The 21,026-nt window shown below is 72.7% G+C and carries 16 protein-coding genes; 10 read left to right on the forward strand and 6 right to left on the reverse strand.

Annotated elements, in window-relative coordinates; translation table 11 throughout:
• Window positions 1–109 precede the first annotated feature (109 nt).
• Entirely contained in the window at window positions 110–1,417 is a 1,308-nt protein-coding gene (locus ACN28A_RS13995; protein ID WP_421395585.1) for an MFS transporter, read from the reverse strand.
• A 390-nt stretch (window positions 1,418–1,807) separates the two neighbouring features.
• Between ACN28A_RS13995 and ACN28A_RS14000 the strand changes: the two genes are divergently transcribed.
• The 3 genes from ACN28A_RS14000 (at window position 1,808) to ACN28A_RS14010 (ending at window position 4,900) form a co-directional block, all read left to right on the forward strand.
• Window positions 1,808–2,416 carry a TetR/AcrR family transcriptional regulator gene (locus tag ACN28A_RS14000; protein WP_278066450.1) on the forward strand — a complete coding sequence of 203 codons (609 nt, stop codon included), beginning with the start codon at window positions 1,808–1,810 and terminating at the stop codon, window positions 2,414–2,416.
• 226 nt (window positions 2,417–2,642) lie between these two features.
• On the forward strand, window positions 2,643–3,989 hold the full coding sequence (locus ACN28A_RS14005; RefSeq protein WP_421395587.1) for an acetyl-CoA carboxylase biotin carboxylase subunit: 1,347 nt from the start codon (window positions 2,643–2,645) through the stop codon (window positions 3,987–3,989).
• An 8-nt stretch (window positions 3,990–3,997) separates the two neighbouring features.
• Window positions 3,998–4,900, forward strand: a complete 903-nt coding sequence (locus tag ACN28A_RS14010) for a hydroxymethylglutaryl-CoA lyase (protein WP_421404371.1) — start codon at window positions 3,998–4,000, stop codon at window positions 4,898–4,900.
• A gap of 195 nt (window positions 4,901–5,095) precedes the next feature.
• On the opposite strand, the gene ACN28A_RS14015 is transcribed toward ACN28A_RS14010, so the two are convergent.
• Window positions 5,096–5,674 carry a snapalysin family zinc-dependent metalloprotease gene (locus tag ACN28A_RS14015; RefSeq protein ID WP_421395589.1) on the reverse strand — a complete coding sequence of 193 codons (579 nt, stop codon included), beginning with the start codon at window positions 5,672–5,674 and terminating at the stop codon, window positions 5,096–5,098.
• A gap of 215 nt (window positions 5,675–5,889) precedes the next feature.
• Between ACN28A_RS14015 and ACN28A_RS14020 the strand changes: the two genes are divergently transcribed.
• On the forward strand, window positions 5,890–7,422 hold the full coding sequence (locus ACN28A_RS14020; RefSeq protein ID WP_421395591.1) for an acyl-CoA carboxylase subunit beta: 1,533 nt from the start codon (window positions 5,890–5,892) through the stop codon (window positions 7,420–7,422).
• A gap of 127 nt (window positions 7,423–7,549) precedes the next feature.
• Window positions 7,550–8,698 carry an acyl-CoA dehydrogenase family protein gene (locus tag ACN28A_RS14025; RefSeq protein ID WP_421395592.1) on the forward strand — a complete coding sequence of 383 codons (1,149 nt, stop codon included), beginning with the start codon at window positions 7,550–7,552 and terminating at the stop codon, window positions 8,696–8,698.
• 3 nt (window positions 8,699–8,701) lie between these two features.
• Here the strand turns inward: ACN28A_RS14025 and ACN28A_RS14030 are convergent, their stop codons facing one another.
• The 3 genes from ACN28A_RS14030 to ACN28A_RS14040 form a co-directional block, all read right to left on the reverse strand.
• Window positions 8,702–9,253, reverse strand: coding sequence for a DUF1697 domain-containing protein (locus tag ACN28A_RS14030; RefSeq protein ID WP_421395594.1), 552 nt, complete (start codon window positions 9,251–9,253; stop codon window positions 8,702–8,704).
• Between the two features lie 66 nt (window positions 9,254–9,319).
• A complete protein-coding gene (locus ACN28A_RS14035) occupies window positions 9,320–10,582 on the reverse strand; it encodes a D-alanyl-D-alanine carboxypeptidase family protein (RefSeq protein ID WP_421395596.1) in 1,263 nt (420 codons plus the stop codon).
• 154 nt (window positions 10,583–10,736) lie between these two features.
• Window positions 10,737–12,056, reverse strand: a complete 1,320-nt coding sequence (locus ACN28A_RS14040; protein ID WP_421395598.1) for a multidrug effflux MFS transporter — start codon at window positions 12,054–12,056, stop codon at window positions 10,737–10,739.
• A gap of 51 nt (window positions 12,057–12,107) precedes the next feature.
• Here ACN28A_RS14040 and ACN28A_RS14045 point away from each other — a divergent pair, with 51 nt between their 5' ends.
• The 3 genes from ACN28A_RS14045 to ACN28A_RS14055 all read left to right on the forward strand — a co-directional run bounded on the left by ACN28A_RS14045 (window position 12,108) and on the right by ACN28A_RS14055 (window position 17,819).
• Window positions 12,108–12,593 carry a MarR family winged helix-turn-helix transcriptional regulator gene (locus ACN28A_RS14045; protein ID WP_421395600.1) on the forward strand — a complete coding sequence of 162 codons (486 nt, stop codon included), beginning with the start codon at window positions 12,108–12,110 and terminating at the stop codon, window positions 12,591–12,593.
• A gap of 144 nt (window positions 12,594–12,737) precedes the next feature.
• Window positions 12,738–15,017, forward strand: coding sequence for an MMPL family transporter (locus tag ACN28A_RS14050; RefSeq protein ID WP_421395602.1), 2,280 nt, complete (start codon window positions 12,738–12,740; stop codon window positions 15,015–15,017).
• Between the two features lie 84 nt (window positions 15,018–15,101).
• Complete coding sequence (locus ACN28A_RS14055; RefSeq protein ID WP_421395604.1) at window positions 15,102–17,819, forward strand: ATP-binding protein; 2,718 nt, start codon at window positions 15,102–15,104, stop codon at window positions 17,817–17,819.
• A 206-nt stretch (window positions 17,820–18,025) separates the two neighbouring features.
• Here the strand turns inward: ACN28A_RS14055 and ACN28A_RS14060 are convergent, their stop codons facing one another.
• Entirely contained in the window at window positions 18,026–18,517 is a 492-nt protein-coding gene (locus tag ACN28A_RS14060; RefSeq protein WP_421395605.1) for a MarR family winged helix-turn-helix transcriptional regulator, read from the reverse strand.
• Between the two features lie 100 nt (window positions 18,518–18,617).
• Between ACN28A_RS14060 and ACN28A_RS14065 the strand changes: the two genes are divergently transcribed.
• Entirely contained in the window at window positions 18,618–19,202 is a 585-nt protein-coding gene (locus tag ACN28A_RS14065) for a YceI family protein (protein WP_421395607.1), read from the forward strand.
• A gap of 282 nt (window positions 19,203–19,484) precedes the next feature.
• On the forward strand, window positions 19,485–20,963 hold the full coding sequence (locus ACN28A_RS14070; RefSeq protein WP_421395608.1) for a glutamate--cysteine ligase: 1,479 nt from the start codon (window positions 19,485–19,487) through the stop codon (window positions 20,961–20,963).
• Window positions 20,964–21,026 lie beyond the last annotated feature (63 nt).

Below are 21,026 nucleotides of genomic sequence, written 5' to 3' on the forward strand. Positions count from 1 at the left end.
ACTACTCCCACCGAACTACTCCCACCGAACTACTCCCACCGAACTACTCCCACCGAACTACTCCCACCGACGCTGCTCGCACCGACGCTGCTCGCACACCGCGATTGTGTCAGGAGGCAGTGTCGGGTCCCGCAGCTCGGGGCGGGCGGAGGTAGGGCCAGGAAAGGACGGTGAGCAGGATGAAGACGGCGGTGACGGCGTACAGCACCGGGGGCAGCCCGGTGGCGGAGCCGAGCAGTCCGGCACCGATCGCACCGACCGGTGCCGCGAGCAGTGCGACCGTACGCTGGGCGCCGCCGACCCGGCCGAGCAGTTCGGCGGGGACGTTACGCTGCCCGTACGCCGACCAGAGCGCGTTCCAGATCGCCGTGCCGGCGGAGAAGACGGCGAGTGCGATCCCGCCCGGTACCGGGTGTCGGGCCAGCGCCAGCGCGGCGGCCGCCAGCGTCTCGGCGACCAGTACGGCACGCAGTCCCGGCAGTGTGCCGAGCCGGGCGGCGATCCGCCCCGCGCAGAGTCCACCGCCCAGTGCGCCGAGCACCGCCGCCGACATGAACAGCCCGTACCCGGCGGCGGGCACCGCGAGCACCTCCAGGGCATAGAGCACGAAGATCGCGATCAGGCCGCTGGTGGCCAGGTTGGCGACCACGGTCAGCCCGGTGATTCGACGCAGGATGCGGTCCTGCCAGATCCAGCGCAGCCCCTCACCGGCCGCCCGCCAGCCGGCACGTGCGGTGTCGGGACCGGCCTTCGGGATCGCGGCAGCGGTGTCGGGACCGGCCTTCGGGATCGCGGCAGCGGCGGTGGGGTCCGGGGTGGTCTCGGACGCTGGACCGGGCAGGAGGATCGGGGACGGGCGCCGGGTCAGGGTCAGGGCGAGCAGGGCGGCGGCGGCGAAGGTGACGGCGTCGACGGCGAACGGCAGAGCCGCCGAGACGGCGAAGAGCACCCCGGCCAGCGGTGCGCCGACGAACCCACCGGCGACGGCGGTACCCGCCTGGAGCCGGCCGTTCGCGACCGCCAGCCGGTCGGCCGGCACGATGCCGGGCAGTACGGCGAAGGCGGCGGCGTCGAAGAAGACGCCGAGGGTGGCGAGCAGGAAGGTACAGCCGACGAGCGCGACGATCCCCACGTCGCCGGTGACGACCAGCAGGGCGAAGCCGGCGACCAGGACAGCACGTATGCCGTCCACTGTGGCCATCGTCCGGCGCCGGTCCCAGCGGTCGGCGTAGACTCCGCCGACCAGTCCGAACAGCAGCGGTGGAAGCTGACCGGCGGCCACCACCAACGTGACGGCGCGCGGATCGCGGGTCACCGAGGCGGCGAGCAGGGCCAGCGCCGGGGTGCGCAGCGCGTCGCCGAGCCGGGACAGCACGGTCGCCGTCCACAGTGTCCAGAACCCGCCGATCCCACCCATCCGACCTCCCACCCGCCTACCCACCGCCACCTCACGGCCGACCCGACCGAGCAGCGCCAGGCCGACCCGACCGAGCAGCGCCAGGCCGACCCGACCGTCGACCCTGCGGTCTCGACCGGGTCGAGAGTCAAGCCACGACAAGCCACGTCAAGCCACCGACCACCCACCCACCGACCACCGCCAACCGATAACCGCCAACCCTGACGACGGCACCGCGGCCGACACCTGGGCAATAAGGGAAGCAAGGCTGCTACCGCCGCCAATCGGGCAGCCCGCGTCCGCTCCTGCCGGGGCCGCCGGGGGTGTCCAACTGGTGGCGGTCGACACTTCGTGAGCAGCTACTGATTGACATCTGACTAGGCTGGTCGGGTGACGGTGAAGGAGCAGGTGATGGCGACGGAGGCCGACGCGCCCGCCAGCGGCGTACGGCGACGCCGGTCCCGGCGCGACGAGATTCTGGAGATCGCGGTCGGCCTCTTCGCGGCCCGTGGTTATCACGGGGTCTCGATGGACGACATCGGGTCGGCCGCCGGGGTGACCGGTCCGGCCCTCTACCACCACTTCGCCGGCAAGGAGGCGATGCTGATCGCCGCGCTGATGCCGGTGAGTGACGGGCTGCTGGCCGGCGGCCGGCAGCGGGTCGCGGAGCATCCGGACAACTTCCGGGCGGCCCTGGAATCCCTGATCGACTTCCACGTCGAGTTCGCCCTGGCGAATCCGGCGGTCATCGCGCTGCACCTGCACGAGCTGGACCGGCTGCCGGAGGAGCCCCGTCGGCAGATCCGGCGGCTCCAGCGGCTCTACGTCGAGGAGTGGGTGGGGGTGCTGACGGCGCTGCACCCGAAACTCTCTGCGGCCGAGGCGCGGGTACTCGCGCACGCCGCGTTCGGCCTGATGAACTCCACGCCGTTCCTCGGCGGCGAGGTGGACCGCCAGCGGCGGGCCGCGCTGCTCCGGGCGGCCACCCTGGCCGCGCTGCTCGCCGACCCGGACGACTGAGCCGCCGGGTTCCGGGCGCGACCGAGCCCGGTTCCCGGGTGACCGAGCCGCGGTTCCCAGTCGACTGAACGTTCGTTAAGCTAACCGTGTGGCGCTCGGGCGCCGCGTCCGACCCTGCGGTCCGCCGGACCGGAGAGTCAGCTTGACGAGAGGTTCACCGAGCCGGGTCGCGGCCGGGCCTACCACGGGTTACGGCCGGTCGAGTACGGGAAGGTAGCGCATCGACATGATCGAGTCTCTGCTCGTCGCGAACCGTGCCGAGATCGCCCGCCGGATCATCCGGACCGCCCGGCGACTCGGCGTACGGGCGATCGCGGTCCACTCGGAGGCGGACGCCGACCTGCCGTTCGTCCGCGAGGCCGACGAGGCGGTCTGCATCGGGCCGGCGAACCCGGCACAGAGCTACCGGAACCCCGAGGCGATCCTGGCCGCCGCGAAGTCGACAGGTGCCCAGGCGATCCATCCCGGCTACGGCTTCCTGTCGGAGAACGCGGACTTCGCCCGTACCGTCGAGGCGAACGGCCTGGTCTGGGTCGGGCCGGGCGCGGACGCGATCGCCGCGATGGGCGACAAGATCAATGCTCGTAACCTGATGGCCGCCGCCGGGGTGCCGGTGGCGCCCGGCAGCACCGACCCGGCCGGCACCGTCGACGCGGCGCTCGCCGCCGCCACCGGGATCGGCTTTCCGGTGATGGTCAAGGCCGCCGCCGGGGGCGGCGGGATGGGGATGGCGGTCGCCGCCGACGAGCCGGGCCTGCGGACCGAGTACGACAGGGTGCGCGCCTTCGCCGAACGGATGTTCGGGGACGGCTCGGTGCTGATCGAGCGGTACTTCCCCCGGGTGCGGCACGTCGAGGTGCAGATCCTCGGCCTGGCCGACGGCCGGGTGGTGGCGCTCGGCGAGCGGGAGTGCTCGGTGCAGCGGCGCAACCAGAAGCTGGTCGAGGAGTCGCCGTCCCCGGCGGTCGACGCTGACCTGCGGGAGCGGCTGCTGGCGGCGGCGGTCCGGGCCGGCGAGGCGGTCGACTACCGCAACGCGGGCACTGTCGAGTGCCTGCTCGACCCCGCCACCGGGGAGTTCTTCTTCCTGGAGATGAACACCAGGCTCCAGGTCGAACACCCGGTGACCGAGCTGGTCTACGGTGTCGACCTGGTGGAGCAGCAGTTGCGGGTGGCCGCCGGGCTGGCCCCGAGTTTCGACCCCGACGCGCTCGCCCCGCGCGGGCACGCCGTCGAGCTGCGGGTCAACGCCGAGGACCCGAAGCGGTTCCTGCCAGGTCCGGGCGCGGTCACCGCGTGGACCGAGCCGGCCGGCGACGGGGTCCGGGTCGACTCCGGGTACGCCCTCGGCACCACCGTCACCCCGTTCTACGACTCGCTGCTGGCGAAGCTGATCGTCCACGGCGCCGACCGGGCCGAGGCGATCGAGCGGGCGCGGGTGGCGGTGGCCGGGTTCGAGATCGCCGGCCCCAAGTGCAACCTGCCGTTCTTCGCCGAATTGTTCGACAATCCCGAGTTCCTGGACGGCAGCTACGACACCGGGATCGTGGCCCGGATGCGGGGCACGAAGTGAGCGCCGACCTGCCGGGCGCGGTCTCGATCCGGGAGGTCGGGCCGCGCGACGGGTTGCAGAACGAGGAACCGGTCCCGACCGAGGGCAAGGTGCGGCTGCTCGACCTGCTCGCCGGCACCGGCGTGCGGCGGATCGAAGCGGTCTCCTTCGTGCACCCGAAGGCGATTCCGCAGATGGCCGACGCCGACCAGGTGTGGGCGCGGGCGACCCGGGCGCCGGGGGTGCGCTACTCGGCGCTGGTGCCGAACTCGAAGGGTGCCCAGCGGGCCCTGGCCGCCGGCTTCACCGAGATCGAGGTGGTGGTGTCGGCCAGCGACACGCACAACCGGCGCAACGTCAACCGGTCCACCGCCGAGTCGCTCGACGACATCGCCGGGCTGATCGCCCTGCTGCACGAGGCCGGGGCGACCGCCGAGGTGATCGTGGCGACCAGCTTCGGCTGCCCGTACGAGGGGGACGTCGACCCGGCCCGGGTGGCCGGCATCGTCGACCGGGTGGTGGCCGACGGTGCGGACCGGGTCGCCTTCGGCGACACCACCGGGATGGCGACGCCGCGCCGGGTCCGGGAACTCGTCACCGCCGTGCGGAACCGGCAGCCCGACATCCCGGTGTTGCTGCACTTCCACAACACCCGGGGTACGGCGCTGGCGAACCTGCTGACCGCACTCGACCTCGGCGTCACCGAGTACGACGCCAGTGTCGGCGGGCTCGGCGGCTGCCCGTACGCCCCGGGGGCGAGCGGGAACGTGGCCACCGAGGAGGTGGTGCACATGCTGCACGACATGGGTGTCGAGACCGGAGTCGACCTGGACGCGCTGCTGGAGGCGGCGGCCTTTGCCGAGCGGCTGGTCGGCCGGGAGCTGCCCTCCGGGGTGCTCCGCGCCGGCCCGCGCACCCGGCTCACCAGCTAACCGCGACAACAGGTAGCCGCGACAACACAGCCGCGACAACACAGCCGCGACAACACAGCCGCGACAACAGGTAGCCGCGACAACACAGCCGCGACAACAAATAGCCGCGAGGCAACGGAACGACAGCGGAACGGGCCGGCGAGAACCGCCGGCCCGTTCCGGGTGCTGGGTCGTGCTGGCCGTTCGGCCGTCGGGTCAGCCGATCGGGGCGAGCATGGTGGTCGCCGGCCAGCTGTCCCGGAAGACCTGGTCACCGGTGCTGTCGGCGCGCTCCGGCCCGACCCGGGTGCCGGCGAAGAGCCGGGTCACCTGGCTCGCCTCGGCGCTGCTCGGGTACGGGTTGGTGCAGCTGGTACCCGCGCTGCCGCCCGACATCAGCAGCGAGCAGTTGCCGTTGTAGTTGTCCGGCAGCCCGAGGATGTGCCCGATCTCGTGCGTCATGATCCGCAGCGGGCTGTACTGCGCCGCCTGCCGGGTGTCGATGTAGACCCGGCCGTTGCCCAGGCTGGTCCGTACGGCGTACGAGCCACCGCCGGTGATCTGGTAGATCCGCAGGTTGGTGCCGCAGTTGGCGGAGAGCGTCAGGTTCGACGTGGCGTTGTTCCAGATCGAGGCGGCCTGGTTGGCGATGCTGGCGTAGCTGGGTGCCTGGCTGGTGTTGTAGCAGATGGTCATGGCGGCGGACGCGGGCGAGGGGTTGGCCAGCGTGATGCCGAGGGTGGCACCCGTGGTCGCTACGAACGCGACAAGCAGCCGGCTGATGCGTGAGGTCATGGCTCACTTCTCCGATCCGGGGGTCCGGTTGTGGGGGTGCCAGCAGCATAGTATGGACAAACGTCAATTCCACCATCCTGTCCGGATACGTGGTTGTTCGGTATGACGGCCGACCCGCTGGCCCGGGGTGGGGTGGGCGCGGTACCCTAACGATCGTTCAGGGAATCGACCCGGGGTTGCCACCCAGCCCCGGGGGCGGAGACGAGGGGGTCGGCGTGACACTCGACGGTGCGGCGCTGGAACAACTCGGCAAGCGGGTCCGGGCCGGCGGAGCGGAGAAGTACCACGCCGCCAACGCGGCCAGGGGCAAGCTCTTCGCCCGGGAAAGGATCGCGCTGCTCGTCGACGAGGGGTCGTTCGTCGAGGACGGGCTCTACGCCAACGCGCTCGCCGACGGGCTTCCCGCCGACGGCGTGGTCACCGGCCAGGCCAGCATCGACGGCCGGCCGGTCTGCCTGATGGCGAACGACTCGACCGTCAAGGCCGGCAGCTGGGGCGCCCGTACCGTCGAAAAGATCATCCGGATCATCGAGCGGGCGTACGCCAACGGGCAGCCGATGGTCTACCTGGTGGACTCGGCCGGCGCCCGGATCACCGACCAGGTCGACCTCTTCCCCGGCCGGCGCGGCGCCGGAAAGATCTTCTGGAACCAGGTACGCGCCTCCGGCTCGATCCCGCAGGTCTGCGCGCTGTTCGGGCCGAGCGCGGCCGGCGGGGCGTACATCCCGGCGTTCTGCGACGTGGTGGCGATGGTGGACGGCAACGCCAGCATGTACCTCGGCTCCGACCGGATGGTCGAGATGGTCACCGGGGAGAAGACCACCCTGGAGGAGATGGGCGGGGCGCGGGTGCACTGCGCCGAGTCCGGCGTCGGGCACTTCCTCTGCAAGACCGAGGCGGACGCCCTCGACGTGGTCCGCCGCTACCTGTCGTACCTGCCGGCGAACTGGACCCAGGCGCCGCCGGCCGCACCGGCGGTGGCCGCACCGGAGAAGATCGACCTGGCCGCGCTGGTGCCGGCGAGCGAGCGGCAGGCGTTCGACATGCGCCGGTACGTCAAGGGCCTGCTCGACGCCGACTCCTTCCTGGAGGTGCAGGCGCTCTGGGCCAGGGAGCTGACCATCGGCTTCGGCCGGCTCGACGGCCAGGTCGTCGGGGTGGTGGCGAACAACTCGATGTTCAAGGGCGGGGTGCTCTTCGTCGACTCGGCCGACAAGGCGACCCGGTTCGTGCAGCTCTGCGACGCCTTCAACGTGCCGCTGCTCTTCCTCTCCGACGTGCCCGGGTTCATGGTCGGCACGGCGGTGGAGAAGCAGGGCATCATCCGGCACGGCGCCAAGATGATCACGGCGATCAGCGAGGCGACAGTACCGAAGATCTGCGTGGTGGTCCGTAAGGCGTACGGTGCCGGGCTCTACGCGATGGCCGGCCCCGGCTTCGAGCCGGACGCGACGATCGCGCTGCCCACCGCGAAGATCGCGGTGATGGGCGCCGAGGCGGCGGTGAACGCCGTCTACGCCAACAAGATCGCCGCGATCGGGGACCCGGACGAGCGGGCCGCCTTCGTCGCCGAGCGCCGCGCCGGCTACGAGCAGGACATCGACGTCGTCCGGCTGGCCAGCGAGCTGGTGGTGGACGCCATCGTCGAGCCGGCCGACCTGCGCGCCGAACTCGTCCGCCGGTACGCCGCCGCCCGGGGCAAGGACCGCGGCTTCTCCCGCCGCCGGCACGGCGTCACACCCGTCTGACCGGAGCGGCCAGCCAGCGCCGCACCACCAGCACCGCCCGCGCGGCAGCCGCCGCACCAGCAGCAGCGCCCCGGCCGGGTTCGTCACGAGCGGACCGGCGGACCGACCGAACCGATGGAGGAACCCCATGGACTTCCGGCTCAGCGAGGAATACGAGGCGCTGCGATCCAGTGTGCGGTCCTTCGCCCGCGAGGTCGTCGCGCCGGCGATCGCCGAACACTACGAGCGGCACACCTTCCCGTACGAGATCGTCGCGCAGATGGGCAAGATGGGCCTGTTCGGGCTGCCCTTCCCGGAGGAGCACGGCGGGATGGGCGGCGACTACTTCGCGCTCTGCCTCGCCCTGGAGGAGCTGGCCCGGGTCGACTCCAGCGTGGCGATCACCCTGGAGGCGGCGGTCTCGCTCGGCGCGATGCCGATCTACCGGTTCGGCACCGCCGAGCAGCGGGCCCGCTGGCTGCCGAAGCTGGTCACCGGCGAGGCGCTGGCCGGGTTCGGGCTGACCGAGCCGGGCTTCGGCTCCGACGCGGGCGGCACCACCACCCGGGCGGTACTGGACGGCGACGAGTGGGTGATCAACGGTTCGAAGGCGTTCATCACCAACTCCGGCACCGACATCACCGCCCTGGTCACGGTCACCGCGGTCACCGGCAGCAACCCGGACGGCTCCAAGGAACTCTCCACCATCATCGTGCCGTCCGGCACCCCCGGCTTCACCGTCGCGCCCGGCTACTCCAAGGTCGGCTGGTGCGCCTCGGACACCCACGAGCTGACCTTCGAGGACTGCCGGGTGCCGGCGGAGAACCTGCTCGGCCAGCGCGGCCGGGGCTTCGCCCAGTTCCTGCGCATCCTGGACGAGGGGCGGATCGCCATCGCGGCGCTCTCGGTCGGGCTCGCCCAGGGCTGCGTCGACGAGTCCGTCCGGTACGCCCGGGACCGGCACGCCTTCGGCCAACCGATCGGCAACTTCCAGGCGATCCAGTTCAAGATCGCCGACATGGAGCGGCGGGCGCACACCTCCCGGCTGGCGTACTACGACGCGGCGGCCCGGATGCTGGCCGGCGAGGACTTCAAGCGGCACGCCGCGATCGCCAAGCTGCACGCCAGCGAGTGCGCGGTGGACAACGCCCGGGAGGCGACCCAGATCCACGGCGGCTACGGCTTCATGAACGAGTTCGCGGTGGCCCGGTTCTGGCGGGACTCGAAGATCCTGGAGATCGGCGAGGGCACCTCCGAGGTGCAGCGCATGATCATCGCCCGCGACCTGGGGCTGTAGCCGTCAGTCGACAGTGGTCAGCTCGGCCAGGGCCCGGACGGTCTTCCAGTTCCGGGTGGTCGAGGCGACGCCGAGCCGCTTCTCCAGGTAGGCGTTGCTGAACCTGCTCCGGCCGTACCCGTCGGGAAAGTGCAGGTAGACGTCCCGGCCGGTGTCGGCGAACCGGAACTCGGCGGTCTCGCCGCCCGGCACAGCGAGCCCGGCCACCCGGTCGGACCCCGGCGGCTCGGCCAGGAACGCCACCAGCAGCTTGACCTCGTCCGGCTGCCCGGACGCGTACGGGTTGCCGCCGGTCAGTTTCGCCAGCTCCGGGCCGGTCCGGACCATCACCGCCACGTCCACTGTCGACCGGTCGGCGAGGGCGCGGCGGATGTCGTCGGCCAGCCGTGCCGGGTCGGCGTCGTCGGCGGCTCCGAAGACGACGTTGCCGCTCTGCAGGTAGGTCCGCACGTCTTCGTGGCCGAGTTCGGTGACGATCCGGCGCAGGTCGGCCATGCCGATCCGGTTGTGCGAGCCGAGGTTGACGCCCCGGAGCAGTGCCGCGTACCGGACCATCCCGCCCCCTCGATCGACCCCGTCCGACGCCCGAGCAGCGTAACCTGCGGCAGGGTCGGCTGCGGGTCAGCGGCCGGCGCGACGCTGCGCGGTCCGGCGGCGACGGTGCAGCAGCAGCCCGAGCAGGGCACCGACCAGGACCACCGGGGCGACCGTGCCGAGCAACCAGCCGGCGCGGCGGCTCCGGTCGGGGTTCGCCGCCGAGGCGCCGGCCACCGGCGAGGAGACCTGGTCGCGGGCGTCCTGCCCCGGGCTGACGAGCCGGCCGACGGTCGCGTCGGCGGGCAGCCCGAAACCCCAGTCCAGCAGCGCCGCGCCCTGCTCCCAGCCGCGCCGCGGCTGCGACTCCGCGCCGAGCAGGGTGACCAGCAGGGTACGCCCGCCGCGTTCGGCCGCCCCGACGAAGCTGTGCCGGGCCAGGTCGGTGTAGCCGGTCTTGCCGCCCAGCGCACCGGGATAGCGGTGCAGGAGCTGGTTGTCGTTCCAGATCGGATAGCCCTTTGTGTTGTTCGCCGCCTGGGCCGGCACCTGTGCCATCCTCGTCGCCGCGTACCGCCGGAAGTCGGGGTGGGCGAAGCAGGCGCGGGCGATCAGCGCCAGGTCGTACGCGCTGGTGTACTGGCCGGGACCGTCCAGTCCGGACGGTGTCGCGGCGTGCGTCTGGTGCGCGCCGAGTCGGTTCGCCTCGGCGTTCATCGCGGCCACCCCGCCAGGCTGCCCGGCGGGGCCGCCGCCGAGCCGGGCCAGCACGTTCGCGGCGTCGTTGCCGGAGTTCAGGATCAGGCCGAGCCAGAGCGTCTCGACCGAATACCGGCCGCCGCGCACCAGCCCCACCGCCGAGCTGCCCGGTTCGAAGTCCAGGTCCGACCCGGTCACCTCGACGACCTGCCGTGGGTCGAGGCGGGGCAGCACCGCCGCCGCCAGCAGCAGCTTCTGCACGCTCGCCGGTACGCCGTACTCGTGTGGGCCGCAGCCGCCGAGGACCACGCCGCTGGTCAGGTCGGCGACCAGCCACGAGGTGGCGGTGACCCGGGGCGGTTCGGCGACCCCGGGCGGGGTGACCAGGCCGGGGGTGGCCAGCGCGGGGCCGCCGACCGCCGCCTTCGCCGGGTCCAGCGGCGGCGGGGCGGGCCGGCTCGGCCGGGCCACCGGCGGGCTCGGCGCCGGGCAGGGCCGGACCGGGGTACCCGCCCCGGTCTGGGCGGAAAGCCTCGGAACCGTCTGGGCCGGAAGCCTCGGAACCGCGGGTCCGGGCACCCCGGCCGCCGTCGTCGCGGGAAGCACCAGGAGAGCACTGGCTACTCTGAGTACGAGCAACCGTCGATTCATACTCCGAAGAGTAATCGGATTCACCCGTTCGGGTGGCGGAATCGACCAGGCCGCCAGGCCGCCTGCCAGGTCGGCCGGCAGTGCTGACGGCGGTCCCGGACGGATGTGCCCGACGGGCGTGATACCACCAGATCATCATGATGACCTGGTGGTATCAGCGCGAAAGTGGTTCTCCCTCCGCGGGTTGTCCCTCCGCGGGTTGTCCCTCGGCGCCGGTGACCGGGCGTCGGCCGCTGTCCCGGGTGAGCAGCAGCGCCAGGCAGGCGACCGCGACGCAGCCGGTCATGCCGAGCAGCAGTGCCACGGCGTTGTCCCGGCCGCCGAGTCCCATCAGCGGCGCCGCAACCGCGGCGAGTACCCCTTGCAGGGTGCCGAGCACCGCCGATCCGCTGCCGGCGGCCTTCGGCACCCGCTGGATCGCCAGCGCGGCGGCGTTCCCCATGAACATGCCGAGTCCGACGAAGAAGAGCAGCAGCGGGACCGCCGTCGCCCGGCCGAGCTGACCGGCCAGCGTGACGGCGAGCAGGCCGGCGGTGGTGGCCAGCATGATGGCCAGGCCGATCCGGAGCAGCAGCGCCGGCCGGGCGCCCCGGCCGACCACGCGGGCGTTCACCGCGCCGCTCAGGGTGGAGAGCAGCGCACCGGCGGCGAAGGCGACGGCCGCCTGCCGCACGGAGAGCCCCAGCACGTACTGGAGGAAGAAGGGTGACGCGGCGATGTAGCAGAACAGGGCCGCGAACCCGAAGCCGAACGTGAACGTGTAGCCGAGATAGACCCGGTCGGCCAGCACCGACCGGGCGGTGGCCAGGGTGGCGCGGAACCCGCCGGCATGCCGGCGCTCCGGCGGCAGACTCTCGGGTACGCCGACAAGCGCGACCAGCAGGGTGACCAGCAGCCCGGCGGCGAGGGTGACCCAGACGGCCCGCCAGCCGGCCGCACTCGTCACCACGCCGCCGATCAGCGGAGCGGTGATCGGGGCGATCCCGCTCAGCGCCATCAGGATGCCGAACATCCGGGCGGCGGCCGGACCCTGGGCGGTGTCCGAGATGACCGCCCGGCCGACCACCACCCCGGCGGCCGCGCTGAAGCCCATCACGAGACGCAGGGCGGTAAGCGCTCCCAGGGTCGGTGCGAAGGCGCAGGCGGCGGCGGAGGTCGCGCAGACCGCCGTGCCGGCGAGGATCAGCGGCCGGCGGCCGTACCGGTCGGAGAGCGGGCCGAGCACCAACTGGCCGAGGGCCAGCCCGACCACGAACGCGGTCAGGGTGAGCTGGATGCCGGCGGGGTCGGTGCGGAACTCGTCGGCCATCCGGGGGAAGGCCGGCAGGTACATGTCGATGCCCATCGGTGGCACGAAGGCCAGCAGCACCAGGGCGGGAAGCAGCAGCCGGCGGGACCGGGCGGGCGGTGCGGCGGGCTGTGCGGGCGGCGACGGCGGGCTGGACTCTTCGCTTCGGGAGGGGGCGGAAGTCACGCCGGCAAGTTACTATACCTATATAACTATGTCTAGCGTTATCCTCGTGAAGTGAAACGAGTGACCGTGGCGGACGAGACGGTGCTGCGGCAGGCGAGGACACTCGTACCGGTTCTGTACCAGCTGAGCCGGGTGCTGCGGCTACAGGGCACCGACGAGGCGGGGCTCGGCCAGCTGCCGCCCTCCGAGCTGGAGGTGCTGCGGTACGTCGCCGACTCCCCCGGGGTCTCGGTGAGCACCCTCGCCCGCGACCTCGGGCTGCACGCCAGCAACGTCAGCGCGACCGTCCGGGCACTTGTGGCCCGCGACCTGCTGCGCCGCGAGCCCGACCCGAACGACCGGCGGGCCGTACGCCTGCACGCGACAGTGGACGCCGCGCACGGCTCGGCCCGGATCGAGGACGCCTGGGCCCGGCTCTTCGCCGCCGCGCTGGCCGAGATCACCGACGAGCAGCGGGCCGAGCTGGCCGACGCCGCCCCGGCACTCGGCGCGCTCGCCGAACGCCTCCGGGTCCGCCGCGCCACCGAACGGAGCTGACCGCCGACCCGGAACAGACGGCGCCGCCCCGGCACACCGGACGGTCGATTCTGACCGGTTAGGGGCTGACGATCGACTGCTCAGGGTGTTTGCATGTGCGCCGAGGGCGACTGTCGACGGTCGTGCCCGGGGGAGGTTCGAGGGATGTTCGCTGCGTTCGGGCGGTCGCTGTGGCGGTGGCGCTGGGCGGTACTCGTCGGCTGGCTGGGCCTGGTGCTCGCCGGAGCCACCCTCGGCGGGCAGGTCTTCGACCGGCTCGACGACACCGACAACCTCCGTCCGGACGCCGAGTCGCAGCGGGCCGACCGCCGGATCGCCGAACTCCTCCCCGAGGGGCCGACCGTGGTCGCGATCGTCCGGGACCGGGACCCGTACGACCCGGCGCTGGTGGCCAGCGTCGACCGGGTACGCGCCGAGGTGCGGGCCGTACCGGGGGTGGCGGAGGTGGAGGACCTCTACAACGCGGCGGGCGGCCGGATCGGCGCCGACAACCGCAGCACGCTGGTCCGGGTCGAACTGGTCGACGGACTGCCCTCTGCCGAGCGGGAGGCGGCCGAGGACCGGGTCGTCGCCCTGCTGCGCGGGATCGACGCGCCGCAGGTGCTGGTCGGCGGCGAGGAGCTGGCCGAGCGCGCCTTCGCCGAGCAGGCGATCTCCGACGCGGCCGTCGGCGAGTCGATCGCGCTCGGCGTACTCCTGGTGGCGCTCGTGGTGATCCTCGGCGGCCTGCTCGCCGGGGTGCTTCCGCTGCTCGCCGCCCTCGCCGCCGTCGCGGTGACCCTGCTCGGCCTCTACGGCCTGACCGCCGTCACCGGAGTCGGCGAGTTCACCGTCAACGTGGTCACCCTGCTCGGCATCGGCCTGACCGTGGACTACGCGCTGCTGCTGATCGCCCGGTTCCGTGAGGAACGCGGCGACGGGCCGGAGCAGGGCGATCCGGTCGAGGCGCTGGCCCGGACGATGGCGACCGCCGGGCGTACCGTGCTGATCTCCGGCCTGGCGGTCGCGGCCTCGATGGTCGGGCTCTACGCCTTCGCCGAACCGCTGCTCGCCGCGATGGCGCTCGGCGGCGCGCTCGCGGTCGCGCTGGCCACCCTCGCCGGCCTGACCCTGCTGCCGGCGCTGCTCGCCGTCACCCACCGGCACATCCCGGCCCCAGGCGCCCGGACCTGGGTGCGCCGAGGGCTGGCCGCCGCCGCCCGCCCGGTCCGCCGGCCCGGCCCGGCCCGCGGCACCGCCGAATCCCGACCGGCTGCCCCGGACGCCCGCCCCGGCCTGCTCGGCCGGCTCGCCGGGTACGCGCAGAGCCGGCCCGGCCCGGTGGCGTTCGGCGTCACCGCCGGGCTGCTGCTGCTCGCCCTGCCCTTCCTGGCCGGCGCCAACCTCGCCAACTCCGACGCCCGGGCGCTGCCCCGCTCGATGGAGGCCCGGCAGGTGCACGACGTGCTGCTGCGGGACTTCGATGCGGGCCGGGCCGCCCCGGTCAGCCTGGTGGTCGCGGCCGACCCGGCCAGCGCCGAGGTGCGGGACCTGATGAACCAGCTCAACACGCTGCCACAGGTGATCCGGATGCAACCCCGCCCCGACGTACCCGGTGCGGCGCTGGTGATCGACCTGACGCCCCGGGGCACGACCGGCGGCCCCGAGTCCCGCGAACTGGTCCGCGCCGTCCGCGCCCTCGACCAGCCCCTGCCGGTGCTGGTCGGCGGGCCGGCCGCCGAGGTGGTCGACTACCGCGACTCGGTCGCGCAACGGCTGCCGTACGCCGTACTCGTGCTGCTGTTGGTCACCGGCGGGCTGCTCTTCGTGCTCACCGGCTCGCTGGTGATCCCGGTGAAGGCGCTCGTGATGAACGTGCTGACCCTGCTCGGCACGCTCGGCGTACTCGTGGTGGTCTTCCAGTGGGGCGTGGGCGCCGGGCTGCTCGGGGTGGAGTCCTGGGGTGGGATCGACCTGACGACGCCGGTGTTGCTCTTCGTCTTCGTCTTCGGGTTGTCGATGGACTACGAGGTGTTCCTGCTGGCCCGGATCCGGGAGGAGTGGCGGCGGTGGTCCGGTCTGCGTACCCCGGACGCCCGGGCCCGGGCCGGGCAGCGCGCCGTACTGGCCGGGATCGTCCGGACCGGTCCGGTGGTGACCTCGGCGGCGGTCTGCATCACCATCGTCTTCCTCGGCTTCCTGCTCGGTGACCTGACCGCCGTCAAGGAGATCGGCTTCGGCATGGCGGTGGCCGTACTCCTCGACGTCACAGTGGTACGCGGGCTGCTGATGCCGGCGGTGATGAGCCTGCTCGGCGAGTGGAACTGGTGGGCCCCGGCCCCGCTGCGCCGGTTGCACCGGCGGTACTCCGGCGATGCCGGAGCGACCGGCCCGACGGCGACCGGCGTGAGGGACCCGTCACCGGCCGGAATCGGTCATCAGTGATCTGTCGGATATCTGTGTCCTCTTCCGTCGGTAGCGCGACGTATCTATGTGAGGGTTCCTCGGGCCTGCGTAGTCTTCCTGCCCATGACTCCGGATCATGGCACTGACCGGGTTCCGGGTGGCTTCGCCGAGTTGCTCCGCCGGTGCCGGCTGGCGGCCGGGCTGACCCAGGCCGAACTCGCCGAACGGGCCGCCGTCGGGATCCGGACGGTCCGTGACCTCGAACGGGGCCGGGCGTCCCGGCCGCAGCGCACCACGATCGAGCTGCTCGCCGCCGCGCTCGGCCTGGCCGGTCGGGACCGGGCCGACTTCGTCGCGCTGGCCCGGGGCCAGGCCGGACCGGCGGTGGAGTTCGGCACCGGCACCGCCGCGCCGCCCCGACGCCTGCCATCGCGCGGCTTCGGCCTGCCCGAGCCGGGTGAGCTGATCGGGCGGGACCGGGACGTGGCGGACCTGGCCGCGATGTTGACCGAACAGTCCCGGGTGGCGCGTGGCGTGGTCAGCCTGGTCGGCCTCGCCGGAGTCGGCAAGACCGGACTGGCCCTCAAGGTCGCCCGGGAGGTCGGCGACGACTTTCCCGGCGGCACCGGCGGGATCGTGATGATCGAGAATTCCACCGTGGGCGACGTACTCTCCGTCGTCGCCACGGTGTTCGGCGTCGGCCGGGCCAGCGACCTCGCCGGCCGGCTCTCGGATGCACCCTCGCTGCTGCTGGTGGACGCCGTCGAACGGGCGCCCGGGGCGGCGGCCGAGGCGCTGGCCCGGCTAGCCGAGATCGCGCCGACGCTGCGGGTGCTGACCACCGGTCGGCACCCGGTCGGGCTGGCCGGCGAACGGGTCCGGCCGGTCACCCCGCTGGAGGTGCCGCCCGCCGACGCCCCGGCCGACCTCGCGGTGGCGGCGGACTACCCGGCCGTGGCACTGCTGCTCGCCCGGCTGCGCCAGATCGGCCGCGAACCGCCGCACCCCGACGAGGTGGCCGCGCTTGTCGAGCTGGTACGCCGGCTCGGCGGACTCCCCCTCGCCATCGAACTCGCCGCCGCGCACGGCCGGGTGCTCAACCTGAACGAGCTGCTCGACCGGTACGGCAACCGCCTGCTCGACCTCGGCGCACCGCCGGTGGCCGGCGAGGCGGTGGTGACCCTGCGGGACGCGGTGGCGGCGAGCTACCGGCTGCTCGACGCCGACGAGCGGGCCGCCCTGCGCCGCCTCTCGGTACTACGCAACCGCTGGTCGGTGGAGCTGGCCGAGGCGATGCTCGCCCCCGACCCGGCCCCACCCGACGGGTCGGTCGGCCCGGGCGGGCCGGTCGGCCCCGGCGGGTCGGTCCCGCCCGGCACTTCGGCGTGGTCGGTGGAGGATGCCGACGACCGGTCGGGCTGGCCGGTCGACCCGGTCCGGTTGCTGGACCGCCTGCTGGCACACGGGCTGATCGGCTCCCGGGGCACCGGCCCGCTGCGCTTCCGGGTCCTGGACGTGGTGCGGGACTTCGCCGCCGAACGTGCCACCGCCAGTGGTGAACTGGCCGCGATCCGGCGTCGGCACGCGTCCGTCTTCGCCGGGCTGGCCGCCCGGGTGGCACCGGACCTGGCCGGCGCCCGGCTCGTCGAGGCGGTCGGCCGGCTCGACGAGGTGGCCGGTGACCTGTGGACCGCGCTCGCGTACTCGGCCAACGACGACCCGCACACCGCGCTGTGGCTGGCCGGGAACCTGGCCCGCTGGTGGCGCTACCGGGGACGGGACGTGGCCGGCCGGCAGTGGTTGCGCCGGTTGCTGGACGATCCGCGTACCGCCGACGCCGAACCGGCGGCCCGGGCCTGGGCGCAGGTCGGCGTCGCGCAGCTGGCCCAGGAGCACGGCGCGGGGCCGCAGGAGTTGTCGACCGTCGAGGCGGCGGTGGAGACGTTCCGGCGGCTCGCCGACGTCTCCGGTGAGCTGGCGGCCCGGAACGTGCTCTGCGGGGTGTGGACGGCGCTCGGCGGGCACGACGAGGCGCGGCGGCACGGCGAGGCGGCGCTGGAGCTGGCCACCCGTACCGGCCGGGTCCGGGAGATGGCGGTGGCGCAGAACAACCTGACCTGGCACGAGATCCGGGTCGGCGACCTGGTTGCCGCCCGGCGCCGGCTGGCCGCGGTGGACCGGCTCGCCGGGGAGTGCGGCGAGGAGCGGCTCCGGGTGCTGGCCCGGGCCAACCTGGCCGAGGTGGCCCGGCTGGAGGGCCGGTACGCGGACGCGGTCCGGCAGGGTCGGCGGGTGGTGGCCGCCCTGGCCGATCTCGGCGACCCCGGGCACCGCAGGCGGGCGCTCGGCACCGTCGGTCTGGCCCTGACCCAGGACGGGCGGCTCGACGAGGCGGCGGCGGTACTCGCCGAGCTGCGGGCCCGGAAGGCGGGCGAGGCCGGCCCGGCGGAGTTGGAGTCCGAGCCCTCCCGGCCGGACGAGATCCCGCCCCGGGACGACGGGATCTGTGCGCTGATCGAGGCGAACCTGGCGACGCAGCGGGGTGACCGGGAGTGGGCGGCCGAGTGGTACGCGGCGGCCGTGCGGGCCTGCGAAGGCTCCCGGGACCTGCGGGACGTGGCAGAGGCGCTGGTCGGGCTGGTGGCGAGCACCGACGATCCGGTGGCGCGGGCGACGGCGGTCAGACGCCTCTATCAGGTGTGTCGGGAGGGCGGGATCGTCCTGCTGCCCGGGGAACGCGCGCTGGTCGGCCTGACGGACGAGGAGCCACCCTGGGGGCGTGCCGAGCCACCTTGGGGCCGTGGCGCGAGCGAGACAGCCCCCCGACAGAGCCCTCACTGATCCCCGCCCGCGCCACGTCCCCAGAGCCCCCCGGCTGCCTGAAGACTAACCAGCTTTGCTTGCCCGTTTTATGCGTTTGATGGGTGAAGCGACGATATGCACGTGACTTCTGCCGGTCTTTCTGCCGGTGGGCATGCCGATGCCAGACGTCCCATCCGGGGCATAAATCGGCATCGGAACCGGCGTGTCGACAGGTAGGCGCCGGCTCAGCAGGCGGTGGTCGCCTCGGCGGCGCTGCCGGCGGTGGCACCGGGATGGACCGCGTCCCGGACGATCCGCAGCGAGTCGAGCAGGCTCGCCAGTTGGGCTGGTTCGAGCTGACCGATGAACCAGTCCTGGATCAGTTGGACGTGGCCGGGAAGCGTCTCCGCCAGGCGGGCCATCCCGGACTCCGTCACCACCGCGTACGCGCTGCGCCGGTCGGAGGGGCAGGCGCGGCGGCGGAGCAGGCCGTCCCGCTCCATCCGGTCGACGACCCGGGTCACGCCGCTGGTCGAGAGGGAGGTCTGGGCGGCCAGGTCGGTCATCCGGAGCTGGTGCTCGGGTGAGCGGGCGAGGCGCATCAGGACCTCGAACTCGACCGTCGACAGCCCGTGCTCCTCGTACTGTGCGGCAAATCTGGCGGCGAGCCCGGCATGCACCTCCATGACCAGGCCCACGGCCGTGATCCGGGCGTCGTCGTGCAGGTTCTGGGTCACGGGGTAATCGTAGCAGTAGTTGACACCGGGAATATTGCTGTGACTATAGTTGCTCTGTCAGTCATCGGTCACACAACCTATCTCCTGGGAAGGCATCACCATGACCAGCAGCGCCGAGTCCGCCACCACCCGTACCTGGGAAGGGCTGACCATCCCCACCGCCGGCACCTACCTGCTCGACCAGGCGCACAAGCGCGTCGGTTTCGTGGCCCGGCACATGATGGTGAGCAAGGTCCGTGGCCAGTTCCGCGAGGCGGAGGCGACGATCACCGTCGGCGAGAACCCGCTGGAGTCCTCGGTGACCGCGACCATCCAGGCCACCAGCATCGACACCGGCGCCGACGACCGGGACAACCACCTGCGCAGCGGCGACTTCCTGGAGTCGGAGAAGTACCCGACCCTGGAGTTCCGCAGCACCGGGGTCAAGTCGCACAGCGGCAACGAGTTCGTGCTCACCGGTGACCTGACGATCAGGGACGTCACGAAGCAGGTCGACCTGGAGGTCGAGTTCGAGGGTGCCGGGCGCAGCCCGTTCGGCCAGGACATCTTCGGCTTCACCGCCAGCACCGAGATCGACCGCGAGGACTTCGGGCTGACCTGGAACGTGGCGCTGGAGACCGGCGGCGTACTGGTCGGCAAGAAGATCAAGATCGAGATCGAGGGCGAGGCCATCCGCCAGGCCTGACACCCCGACACCCGACCGGCCGCGGTCGGATCCGAGACCCGGATGCCCCGGTTGCCGATCAGATGGTGACCGGGGCGCCTCTTTGGGTAATGCGCCCGGTGGAAGAGGCAATTCGATGGTGTGCGAGGGTGGACGCAGCGCGGCTGTCCGCTCACGCGCAGCGGCGGGCGCTGTGGTCCTGGCCATCCGCGCACGGCGCTCCTACGGTAGTGATTCGAACGCGCTTCCCCGGGGCAAACGCCTCTGGACTGCGCAGACAGCGCCTCGCGGCGGGAGGGGTCGATGGGCCAGGACGTGTCGGAGGTCCCCTTCACCCGGGAGGACCGGATCCGCTACCGGCAGAAGGTCCGCCGGTGTCTGGACGTCTTCGCGCTCATGCTCGACGACTTCGGCTTCGACGCCGACCGGCCGACCACCGGCCTGGAGATCGAGCTGAACCTGGTGGACGCGAACGCCGAACCGGCGATGCGCAACGCGGAGGTGCTGGACAACCTCGCCGACCCCAGTTTCCAGACCGAACTGGGCCAGTTCAACCTCGAACTGAACGCCCGGCCCCGGCTGATCGAGGGCGCCGGCTTCGCCGACTACCAGCAGGACCTGCGGGCCAGTCTCGGCCGGGCGGAAGAACTGGCGGTCAAGTCCGACGCCAACATCATCCTGATCGGCATCCTCCCCACCCTCACCCCCCGGCACCTGGTCCGGGACAACCTCTCCAGCAACGAGCGCTACCAGGTGCTCAACGACCAGATCGTCGCCGCCCGGGGCGAGGACATCGAGCTGGACATCCGGGGCGTCGAGCGGTTGCAGACGCACACCGACTCGATCGTCTCCGAGGCCGCCTGCACCAGCCTCCAGTTCCACCTCCAGGTGGCGCCGGACAGCTTCGCCGACTACTGGAACGCCTCCCAGGCCATCTCCGGGATCCAGGTCGCGCTCGGCGCCAACTCGCCGTTCCTGCACGGCCGGCAGCTCTGGGCGGAGACCCGGGTCGCCCTCTTCGAGCAGGCCACCGACACCCGCCCCGACGAACTCAAGGCCCAGGGGGTACGTCCCCGGGTCTGGTTCGGCGAGCGGTGGATCACCTCGATCTTCGACCTGTTCGAGGAGAACGTCCGCTACTTCCCGCCGCTGTTGCCGATCTGCGACGACGAGGACCCGGTCGAGGTGCTGCACAACGGTGGCATCCCCCGGCTGCCCGAGCTGCGGCTGCACAACGGCACCGTCTACCGGTGGAACCGGCCGGTCTACGACATCATGAACGGCCGCCCGCACCTGCGGGTGGAGAACCGGGTACTCCCGGCCGGGCCGACCGTGATCGACATGCTGGCCAACGCCGCCTTCTACTTCGGGCTCGCCCGGGAACTGGCCGAGGGCGACCGGCCGATCTGGAGCCAGCTGACCTTCGGCGCGGCCGAGGAGAACTTCCACGCCGCCGCCCGCCGGGGCATCGACGCGGTGGTCACCTGGCCCAGGCTCGGCGAGGTGAAGGTGACCGAACTGGTGCTCGACGTACTGCTGCCGAGGGCGGCCGCCGGGCTGGACCGGTTCGGTGTCGGCGCCGAGCACCGGGATCGGCTGCTCGGGATCATCGAGCAGCGCTGCCGTACCAGGCGCAACGGCGCGGTCTGGCAGGTCGAGGCGGTGCAGGCCGCCGAACGCGGCCGGGGGATGGACCGGTCCGAGGCACTGCACCACATGCTGCACCGGTACGGCGAACTCCAGCGGACCGACGAGCCCGTGCACACCTGGCCGGTCGACTGACCCGTGCTGCCCGTCCGCCACCTGCCGGACAGCGGCGAGCGCTGGGCCCGGAAGCTCTGGGCC

Origin of the sequence: Plantactinospora sp. WMMB782, assembly GCF_049179135.1 — a bacterium.
In the GTDB taxonomy this organism is placed as follows: Bacteria; Actinomycetota; Actinomycetes; order Mycobacteriales; family Micromonosporaceae; genus Plantactinospora.

Coding starts and splice junctions, on each gene's coding strand:
- ACN28A_RS13995 (WP_421395585.1), bottom strand. CDS start 1,417: ATGGGTGGGATCGGCGGGTTCTGGACACTGTGGACGGCGACCGTGCTG.
- ACN28A_RS14000 (WP_278066450.1), top strand. CDS start 1,808: ATGGCGACGGAGGCCGACGCGCCCGCCAGCGGCGTACGGCGACGCCGG.
- ACN28A_RS14005 (WP_421395587.1), top strand. CDS start 2,643: ATGATCGAGTCTCTGCTCGTCGCGAACCGTGCCGAGATCGCCCGCCGG.
- ACN28A_RS14015 (WP_421395589.1), bottom strand. CDS start 5,674: ATGACCTCACGCATCAGCCGGCTGCTTGTCGCGTTCGTAGCGACCACG.
- ACN28A_RS14025 (WP_421395592.1), top strand. CDS start 7,550: ATGGACTTCCGGCTCAGCGAGGAATACGAGGCGCTGCGATCCAGTGTG.
- ACN28A_RS14030 (WP_421395594.1), bottom strand. CDS start 9,253: ATGGTCCGGTACGCGGCACTGCTCCGGGGCGTCAACCTCGGCTCGCAC.
- ACN28A_RS14035 (WP_421395596.1), bottom strand. CDS start 10,582: ATGAATCGACGGTTGCTCGTACTCAGAGTAGCCAGTGCTCTCCTGGTG.
- ACN28A_RS14050 (WP_421395602.1), top strand. CDS start 12,738: ATGTTCGCTGCGTTCGGGCGGTCGCTGTGGCGGTGGCGCTGGGCGGTA.
- ACN28A_RS14055 (WP_421395604.1), top strand. CDS start 15,102: ATGACTCCGGATCATGGCACTGACCGGGTTCCGGGTGGCTTCGCCGAG.
- ACN28A_RS14065 (WP_421395607.1), top strand. CDS start 18,618: ATGACCAGCAGCGCCGAGTCCGCCACCACCCGTACCTGGGAAGGGCTG.
- ACN28A_RS14070 (WP_421395608.1), top strand. CDS start 19,485: ATGGGCCAGGACGTGTCGGAGGTCCCCTTCACCCGGGAGGACCGGATC.